Source organism: Terriglobales bacterium (assembly GCA_035624455.1).
Taxonomy (GTDB): Bacteria; Acidobacteriota; Terriglobia; order Terriglobales; family Acidobacteriaceae; genus DASPRM01.
The window spans coordinates 37,610-43,929 of record DASPRM010000003.1 but is presented as its reverse complement, the minus strand read 5'-3'; the positions used below and the strand labels follow the sequence as shown (position 1 = coordinate 43,929).

The following is a 6,320-nucleotide window of genomic DNA, read 5'->3' as shown; positions in this document are numbered from 1 at the left end:
TGACCTCCAGACTCACTTGCAGTTAAAGAAGAAGCGCTGGTCAACTTCCATAAGGTTCCGAAAAGTCTCAATGATAGCCATGCAAGGAATGGAGCGGGAGACCGGGATCGAACCGGCGACATCCAGCTTGGGAAGCTGGCGTTCTACCGCTGAACTACTCCCGCCCACACAGCAGCGCAAGTAAGGTTAACACTCCGCTCCAGAAAACTGAAGCCATCCTCAGGGAGGGTGGCTTCAGCGGTTCGAAATCAAGCAAGTTCAAATACTAGAGTACCTTCTCTCCGCAACTGCAGGAGCCTTTCCCACTTCCCAGGAACAGCACAAATGAGCAAGCCTGGCCCAGGAAGGAGAGTTCATCCTGCTGCAGGGGCGCATTGAGGAACTCATCCTCGGTGGTCACCAGAGCAGGGCCGCCGGGCCACTGCAAGTGCGTTGCCCAGGCGCGGATATCGGGTACCGGCACCGGGCTCGTAGGATCACAATTCGCCTGATTGTCGGAAACGATTTTGATGACGCCATCGGTTGGCGGAGGCCAGCCCTGCAGCGGGTTGCTGGTCAGATCATTGTTGACCGACAGGGTCAGCAGAGCATTCGCCGAGAACTTGCAGGCGCAGCATTCAATCATTTCCTGGTTGGCATCGAAAACGTAGATGTCGGCGCACACATTTCCGTGGGTTCCGCTGAGCGGAGATCCTTGCTCACCGGGGTTGATGATGCGGACGGTTTGATCCATTGCTCCTTGAGTATGAGCACGGTTGGAGTAGTAGTTAACCCAGTACACGTCGCTGATCTGCGCCATTACGAACGACGAACAGGCAAGCAGCAGAACCAGCATCGCGGCGGAAATTGCTTTTCGCATTGGGGATCCTCCTCGTTGCTTTCTAGCCATGCGATCGGCCTGAAAGGCTAATTGCTCGCAAGCCTACAACCGGGTTCGCACTTTGATAATTCTCCCGAGGAGCTAGCCACGGGGACTAACCGGGAATCACTTAGCCGGATGGACTACCCCAAAAGCTTAAGAATATGACGGAACTGGTGTCACGTTCGGCGCCCTGGGAGGCAAAAGGCTAGCGCCAGAAGCGGTCTGCCCGCTGGGGATTGTCACTGCGCGCTCAGTTCTTAGCTGATCGCCTCTGAGATCCTGCATGCTGTTCGGGCGAGGATGGATAGCAAACCGCGCTGAAGGGCTAACCACGCTCGACTTTTGGAATCGCGACGTGGTTGGGTCCTCCAGCGCGAACCAATGAGTTGAATCAGGGGGGAGGATCATTTCCGCATGGCCTTCGCCCTGTCTCCAACTTCGTCGGCACATTCATTCAAATCATAAAATCTTGCGCAAGGCAAGCCATTTGTATTTCGAGTAGAGGCTGCATTTGTATTGTGCTTAGACCTGACTCCGATAAATCGCATACTGCTGGTCGCCTTCCACCCGCCTGAACCGGGAATACTTCTGCAATAAGTGCTCCAACACCGGGTTGTGATAAACGATCCATGCCGGCCGTGGCTTGGTCTCAAGTGATTTCACAAAATTTCGGACAACCGCATTCAGCGCCGGCTCCGGCAGTGGGTTAAACAGGAAAAGCACGATGGGCTCCAGGGGAAACTGTAACTCGCGCGCGTCCCCGCATATCGGATCGATGGCAAAGCATCTTTGCGTGGGACTCTTGTACTGGCTTAGGTTGGCTCGCGCGATTTCATTCAACGAAGGCAATAGCTCAACGCCCAGAATCTGTCGAAACGGATAATCCGCTGCCATCAGCAGCGCTCTTCCCTTGCCTGAGCCGATGTCGACAAAAACGAAATCGCTGAAATTCACTGGCAACTTGCCCACAGTCTGACGAAACAGATTGGGATCGCAAGGCTGATATTCTATTCCGCTGAAAGCGCCCGCCAGCCGAGCCTTCCAGTTCACTGTGGCCGAGGTTGTGTCCACCCGATGGTCCCAGTCGTACTCGATATCGCCGTAACGCAGCCGCCTGCGTTCGGGCAAGGACTCGCGCAGGAACTCTGAAATATCCATCCACAGATGGCGCCCGGCCCGCAGCCATCCATTGCGGGCGGCATCCTCGCGCAACCTGAGCACTAATATTTCGAACAGCCGTGCAGGCTGTCTCCCAAGATCCACTCCTGCATGGTAATGGATCGCCGTTTGTGATCTAGACTAGTGACATGTTGAAAGTTGAACGCTGGAATGAAGCGGTGGATGGGCCCTTCAGTGAACAGGCTCTGCAGGCCAAGCTCGAGGCCATGGGCTATCGAGTCACCACCTATGTCTATCCCCCCGGCACCTACTTTGGCCCGCACACACACGATCTCGACAAAATCGACGCTGTGGTGAAGGGGCGATTCCGCATCAGCACGGGCAAAGACTCAGCGGTGCTACAGAGCGGCGAGTGGATTTTTGTAGCCCGGGGCGCAGAGCACTCCGCCGAGGTGGTGGGACTGGAAACAGTGGTGAGCCTCGATGCGCTCAGGGTCCGTTAGCAGGCTCCTGAGCGGCCATCACGAAACCAGGTTGTGCGGCGCGAATCCTCTCAACTTCTCACCCGGCTATTTCGGATTTCACATCGCCGACTCTCCTGTAAATTATTCCCATGCCGGATCGCCAGCGCCTTCATGCCCTTGTGCTGGTTGTGCTAATTGGCCTGGGCTGCAATAAACCGCCCTCGAGTCTTACAGGCGATCACTCGACGTGGATGCCATCCGGCACTGCCAAGCCCTCGGTCTCCCGCAATCGTCACGATCTGAGCATTGACGAGGCGCGCGGTGGCCATACCCTCAAACGCCATGTCGGCCGCACCGACGACGAACTTCGAGACCGCCTGGCCCGCGAGCCGATCACTGCCGCTTCCACTTACACTGATCGCGCTGCTGCAGAATCATCGGTGGGCGAGGCTCTGGCGGCTGATCGCGACCGCGTTGAACGCTGGCTGCGGCGCTCGGGTGGTCATCCAAATCTGGTGCTTGATTATGACGGTGACCCCCAGCATCCTATCGGAAGCGTGTTGAACCGAGGCGCGGCCACGTCAGTTCCTTGCTCGCACGCCGTGGTGGTACTGAGGTGGGCGGGACCTGATGACTACTATGTTCTGACCAGCTATCCGGAGTGCCGATCATGAAGCGCCGAGGTCCCGCCCAGACTTCACGACCACTGAATCCAGCCGACTATCCACATCTCAGCGAGTTTCTTCGCGGCTACCTGAACCAGGATGTGTTGCTTGAATATGGCAGTCCGACAGCAGCTGCCACAGCCTTTCGCCGTGATGCCGATGCCTCTCAGCTCCGCGCTCTTCAGGATGAGCTCAAGCGTTTTGAGAACGCGGTCCAAACCATGTCCCTGGAAGAGATGAATGCTCTGTTGTCGCAGCTCGGCAGCTCGTGGATTTTTCAGTCGCGGGATGAATTTCGCAGCCTGTCTCGAACTCTCCTCAAGAAATCGCCGCAGCAATTACCAGGCGGGTTCGGGCTTTGATCCCCGAGCGTACCTTCAGCTACACTCTCATTTCGCTCGGGGGAAACTCCACTTGACCTCTTCGACCATGCGCTTCACCTCTATTTTGGCGCCGACGTTGATGCTTGGAATTGCCTTTTGCCTACTGTTTGCTTCGGGTGATCTATTTGCCGCCTCACATGCCAGGCCTGCGCCAGATCCTCGTCTGGATAAAGCCTACCGGTTTGAGCGTGATGGCTGGATCTACCTGCACCTCGAAGGCACATCCGGGCAGATCGGCTTTCAGCACGGCTTCTTGCTCGCCCCGGAAATTCAGGATGCCTTTGAAGCCGTGAAATATGAGGACACTTATCGCACCAAGCGCGACTGGAAATTCTTTCGCCGCACTGCGGAGGAGATGTTATGGCCCCACATTGATGCGGAATATCAGGAGGAACTGACCGGTATCGCCGCCGGACTGAAGGCGCGAAGTATTCCCATGGATGTGTGGGATGTGGTTGCTCTTAATGCCTTCGAAGAGGTCCCCGACTATTACATTCCCTGGCTCAATCGCCAAGAGAAGCTGGCCAACGCTCCTCGCCTGGTGAGTCCCGGAAATTGCAGCGCATTCGTCGCCACGGGCAGCTACACGCGCGGCGGAAAAATCGTGATGGCGCATAACAACTGGACCGGAATGGTTACAGGCGCACGCTGGCGCGTCGTCTTCGACATTGTTCCTGCAAAGGGCTACCGCATCCTGATGGACGGTTTCCCAGGAGTAATCACCAGCGATGATGACTTTGGCGTGAACTCCGCCGGAATCATGATCACCGAGACCACCATCACCCAATTCAACGGCTGGAATCCCGATGGCAAGCCCGAGTTCATGCGCGCGCGCAAAGCCCTGCAATACGCCACCTCGATCGATGACTACACCAAGATCATGGTGGAGGGAAACAACGGCGGCTATGCTAATGATTGGCTGATCGCGGATCGCAAGACCGGCGAAATCGCTCAACTGGAGCTGGGGTTGAAGCACTGGAAGCTGTGGCGTACCAGGGACGGGTACTTTGCCGGATCGAATTGGGCGCGTGATCCCGAAGTCATCAAGGAGGAAACCAACTTCGATCCCGACAATCCGGCCAGTTCGCCCAATGCCAGAAGGGCGCGCTGGGAGGAACTCATCGCGCAGAACAAGGGAAAAATCGACGTCCCCCTGGCGCAGCAATTTCTCGCTGATCATCAAGACACATTCGAGAAGAAAGAGGAAGCCAACGAGCGCACGCTCTGCGGACACAGCGAGAGTTCTCCGCGCGGCGTTCCTGAATGGGAGTGGGAAGCCTATCACCCGGGTGGAGCGGTTCAGGGCAAAGCCATGGATTCTGAGATGGCCGGCAAAATGAGTTTCACCGCCCGCCGCGGGCACCCCTGCGGAAAGGACTTCCTGGCGGCAGAATTTTTGAAAGAGCATCCAGAATTCTCCTGGCAGAAATCCATACTTATCGATATGAAGTCCGGCCCGTGGACCGAATTCAAGGCGGGAGAAACCAGGTAGGTCAGATGCTCTTTTACAACAGCTGAATCTTCAGATCATTGCCGACTCTCGCGACGGGCATTTTGATATAGACTCCGCCCGCTACATGAACAGACGCGACTTCCTGACGCTCTCTGCCAGCCTCTCCGCGACGAGCTCTCTCCTGGACTGGAATCGTTTGCATGCTTCTGTTCAAAACCAGCTAAGGCAGGCGAGCGCCGGCAGAACCTTCGACGTCATCGTTCTCGGCGCCGGCTCGATGGGGTCAGCTACCTGCTGTTTCCTCGCCCAGCGAGGACACCGTGTACTGGGGCTGGAGCAATTCGACATCCCGCACGAGCTGGGATCTCATCTCGGTCAAAGCCGTATCATCCGAAAAGCCTACTTCGAACATCCCGATTACGTCCCCCTGCTTGACCGCGCTTACCGGAACTGGAAGGTTCTGGAGGAAACGACCGGGTTTCAGGTCTACTTCAAAACCGGTCTTGTCTACTTCGGCAAGCCTAGCGACGCCGTCATGAAGGGCATTCATGAATCGGCCAACAAATACAACATCGAAGTCAGAACACTCTCTGCAGGCGAAACTGCCCGAAAGTATCCTCAATTCAGGTTGCCTCCGGCGTATGAGCGCCTAGAGGAGCCAGACGCAGGATTCGTGACTCCCGAGCGATCGATTCTTCTCTTCACCGAACAGGCCCTTCGTCACCGGGCAACTATTCTTACGAAGACGAAGGTTCTCGACTGGTCGCGCGATTCCAGCGGAGTCCTTGTCCGCACAGACCGAGGCGAGTTCTCATCGAAGAAGCTGGTGATCACGGCCGGACCCTGGGCGGGAAAAATGATTCCCGGGATGTCATCCAAACTGCGAGTCACTCGGCAGGTACTGGCCTGGATGAAGCCAAAGAAATGGGAGCCGTTCGTGCTAGGGCAGTTTCCCTGCTGGATGGTGGACGAGTACTATGGATTTCCTGTGTTGCCGGTGGGCGCCTTTGGAGCACCTATCGGGCTGAAGGTCGCGAGACATCATCTCGGTGACATCTCCGATCCCGATCAGCTCAATCGCGTGCCGAACGCTGCCGACGAAAAGGAACTGGTCGAGGCAATGAACACGTTCGTCCCAGATGCCTATGGGGAAACCCACGTCATGAAAGTGTGCATGTATACGAACACGCCGGATCAGAATTTCATCCTCGACTACCTTCCGCAGTTCGAGAAAGACGTGGCCATCGCGGCAGGATTTTCCGGGCACGGATTCAAGTTTTCTTCAGTGGTGGGGGAGATCATGGCGGATTTGGCCATGAACGGTGGAACCTCATTGCCGATTGGATTCCTGAGCGCTGGTCGCTTCCGCTGAAA

General features: G+C 56.4%; 7 protein-coding genes and 1 tRNA gene. 5 read left to right on the top strand and 3 right to left on the bottom strand.

What is annotated here, in order from left to right:
• Positions 1 to 89: 89 nt before the first annotated feature.
• From VEG30_00310 to VEG30_00300, 3 genes are all read right to left on the bottom strand, one after another.
• Positions 90 to 164 (bottom strand) — tRNA-Gly (locus VEG30_00310).
• Between the two features lie 101 nt (positions 165 to 265).
• Positions 266 to 859 carry a hypothetical protein gene (locus VEG30_00305; GenBank protein ID HXZ78342.1) on the bottom strand — a complete coding sequence of 198 codons (594 nt, stop codon included), beginning with the start codon at positions 857 to 859 and terminating at the stop codon, positions 266 to 268.
• A 525-nt stretch (positions 860 to 1,384) separates the two neighbouring features.
• Positions 1,385 to 2,125, bottom strand: a complete 741-nt coding sequence (locus tag VEG30_00300; GenBank protein ID HXZ78341.1) for a class I SAM-dependent methyltransferase — start codon at positions 2,123 to 2,125, stop codon at positions 1,385 to 1,387.
• A 44-nt stretch (positions 2,126 to 2,169) separates the two neighbouring features.
• Here VEG30_00300 and VEG30_00295 point away from each other — a divergent pair, with 44 nt between their 5' ends.
• The 5 genes from VEG30_00295 to solA all read left to right on the top strand — a co-directional run bounded on the left by VEG30_00295 (position 2,170) and on the right by solA (position 6,318).
• Positions 2,170 to 2,484: a cupin domain-containing protein gene (locus tag VEG30_00295; protein HXZ78340.1), complete on the top strand. Its 315-nt coding sequence runs from the start codon at positions 2,170 to 2,172 to the stop codon at positions 2,482 to 2,484.
• Between the two features lie 110 nt (positions 2,485 to 2,594).
• Positions 2,595 to 3,119 (top strand): RNase A-like domain-containing protein, encoded by a 525-nt coding sequence (locus tag VEG30_00290; GenBank protein HXZ78339.1) that lies wholly within the window; start codon positions 2,595 to 2,597, stop codon positions 3,117 to 3,119.
• The gene (locus tag VEG30_00285) at positions 3,116 to 3,472 is read left to right on the top strand and encodes a contact-dependent growth inhibition system immunity protein (protein HXZ78338.1); all 357 of its coding nucleotides are present in this window, start codon (positions 3,116 to 3,118) and stop codon (positions 3,470 to 3,472) included. Before VEG30_00290 ends, VEG30_00285 begins: the two co-directional genes overlap by 4 nt.
• A gap of 52 nt (positions 3,473 to 3,524) precedes the next feature.
• Complete coding sequence (locus tag VEG30_00280) at positions 3,525 to 4,985, top strand: C45 family peptidase (protein ID HXZ78337.1); 1,461 nt, start codon at positions 3,525 to 3,527, stop codon at positions 4,983 to 4,985.
• An 85-nt stretch (positions 4,986 to 5,070) separates the two neighbouring features.
• Entirely contained in the window at positions 5,071 to 6,318 is a 1,248-nt protein-coding gene (solA, locus tag VEG30_00275; GenBank protein HXZ78336.1) for an N-methyl-L-tryptophan oxidase, read from the top strand.
• Positions 6,319 to 6,320: the final 2 nt, after the last annotated feature.

Coding starts and splice junctions, on each gene's coding strand:
- VEG30_00305 (HXZ78342.1), bottom strand. CDS start 859: ATGCGAAAAGCAATTTCCGCCGCGATGCTGGTTCTGCTGCTTGCCTGT.
- VEG30_00295 (HXZ78340.1), top strand. CDS start 2,170: ATGTTGAAAGTTGAACGCTGGAATGAAGCGGTGGATGGGCCCTTCAGT.
- VEG30_00290 (HXZ78339.1), top strand. CDS start 2,595: ATGCCGGATCGCCAGCGCCTTCATGCCCTTGTGCTGGTTGTGCTAATT.
- VEG30_00285 (HXZ78338.1), top strand. CDS start 3,116: ATGAAGCGCCGAGGTCCCGCCCAGACTTCACGACCACTGAATCCAGCC.
- solA (HXZ78336.1), top strand. CDS start 5,071: ATGAACAGACGCGACTTCCTGACGCTCTCTGCCAGCCTCTCCGCGACG.